The organism is Marilutibacter aestuarii, from assembly GCF_006546775.1.
Classification (GTDB): domain Bacteria; phylum Pseudomonadota; class Gammaproteobacteria; order Xanthomonadales; family Xanthomonadaceae; genus Marilutibacter; species Marilutibacter aestuarii.
This window is the reverse complement of sequence record NZ_VICE01000123.1, coordinates 1-2,000: the sequence shown is the minus strand read 5'-3', so window position 1 is coordinate 2,000 and position 2,000 is coordinate 1. Positions and strand designations below refer to the sequence as shown.

The 2,000-nt window shown below is 69.9% G+C and carries 2 protein-coding genes; both read right to left on the bottom strand.

All coding sequences use genetic code 11. The annotated features are described in order from the left end of the window. A partial coding sequence (mutL, locus tag FKV25_RS12945) for a DNA mismatch repair endonuclease MutL (protein ID WP_141519218.1) occupies nt 1-1,066 on the bottom strand: 1,066 nt, incomplete at its 3' end. A gap of 114 nt (nt 1,067-1,180) precedes the next feature. Then, nucleotides 1,181-2,000 (bottom strand): N-acetylmuramoyl-L-alanine amidase (locus tag FKV25_RS12940; protein WP_211345438.1); only part of this gene is annotated, 820 nt, incomplete at its 5' end.

Below are 2,000 nucleotides of genomic sequence, written 5' to 3'. Positions count from 1 at the left end.
CTGCAAGCACGTCGCCCGGCCCGTGCGTGGCCCCGGCGCCCGCCTCCACGCCGGCACGCGTGCCGGCGAGGGCTTCGTGCAGGGTGCGGTAGACGAAGTCGTGGATCAGGCGCGAATCGCGGAAACGCACCTCGTGCTTGGCCGGATGTACGTTGACGTCGACCCGGCGCGGATCGAGTTCCAGGAACAGCACGTAGGCCGGATGGCGGCCATGGAACAGGACGTCGGAATAGGCCTGCTTGACCGCATGCGCGATGCTGCGGTCGCGCACCGAGCGCCCATTGACGAACAGGTATTGCTGGTCGGTGCTGGCGCGATTGTAGGCCGGCTGCGCGATCCAGCCGTGCAGGCGGAGGCCCGCGGCCGCGTGGTCCACGCGCAGGACGTTGCGGGTGAACTCCTGCCCCAGGGTTTCGTGCAGGCGGGTATCGGAGAGCAGCGAAGGCGCCCCCGCGCCACCGCCCTCGCCTTTCCATCGGCGTGACGGCTTGCCGTTGTGCGAAACGCGCAGTTCGACGTCCGGTCGCGCCAGCGCGAGCTGGCGGAGCCATTCCTCGATGTGGCCGAGCTCGGTGCGCTCGGCACGCAGGAACTTGCGGCGCGCCGGCACGTTGAAGAACAGGTCGCGGACCTCGACCGTGGTGCCTTGCGGGTGCGGGCGCGGCAAGACCTCGCCGACGCGGCCGCCATCGATCTCCAGCACGCTGCCGTGTTCGGCATCCCGGCGCCGCGTGCTCATCGAGAAACGGCTGACCGAGGCGATCGAAGGCAGCGCCTCGCCGCGGAAGCCCAGGGTCGCGACGCCTTCCAGGTCGTCCAGCGATGCGATCTTGCTCGTCGCGTGGCGCGACACCGCCAACGGGAGTTCTTCGGCGGGGATACCGCTGCCGTTGTCACGGATGCGGATCAAGCGCACGCCGCCCTCCTCCAGGTCGATGTCGACGCGGCTGGCGCCGGCATCGAGCGCGTTCTCGACCAGTTCCTTGACCACCGAGGCGGGGCGCTCGACGACTTCGCCGGCGGCGATCTGGTTGATGAGGGTGTCGGGCAGGGGGCGGATCGTCACGGGCATCGCATCGGGGTCGTCTCGGAAGGCGGAACGGCACCTCGCGGTGCCGTCCGATGCCTCGATGATAACGAACCCGGCGGTCGCTGATCGCGTGCCAGGCCCCGCTTTGCCTCAGGGACTGCCGCCGGGCCCGCTGGCGGCGGCCATTTCCGCGCTGGCGCGGGCGGCGTACATCGTGCCCGGCGGCGGCTGCCGCTCGAAGTAGGTGTTGACGCCATCCAGCACCGCACTCGCGATCTTGCGCTGGTAGCCGGGGTCGGTGAGCAGGCGCTCTTCGTCCGGGTTGGAGATGAAACCGGTTTCCACCAGCATCGCCGGCATGTCCGACGTGCGCAGCACGGCGAAGTTGGCCTGTTCGACCCGGCGCTTCTGGCCAACGCGACCGAGGCTCTCGAGCACGTGCTCGGCGGCTTCGCCGGAGGCCTTCATCTGCCCGCTCTGGGTCAGGTCGATCAGGACCGAGGCCAGGGTGTTGTTGGTGCTTTCCAGGCGCACGCCACCGATCAGGTCGGCCGCGTTCTCCTTGTCCGCGAGCCAACGCGCACGCTGAGAGGTCGCGCCGCGGAGGGAGAGCACGTAGACCGAGGCACCCCGGGCCGCGCGGTTTTCGGCGGCATCGGCATGGATGGATACGAAGATGTCCGCCTTGGCCTGGCGCGCCAGCACAGCGCGCCGGTTCAAGGGGATGAACACGTCACTGTCGCGGGTGAGGAAGGCCTTCAGTCCCGGGGTGGCGTTGATCTGCCGGGCGAGTTCCCGGCTGACCGCGAGGGTGACGTCCTTCTCGCGCTTGCCGTTCTTGCCGATCGCGCCCGGATCCTGGCCGCCGTGGCCGGGATCAATGGCGATGACGAGCGGTCGCAGTGCGCGCTCGGAGAGCATGCGACTGACCTGGGCAGGCGTGGGCTGCGCCGCCGCGGGCGGGGGCGCG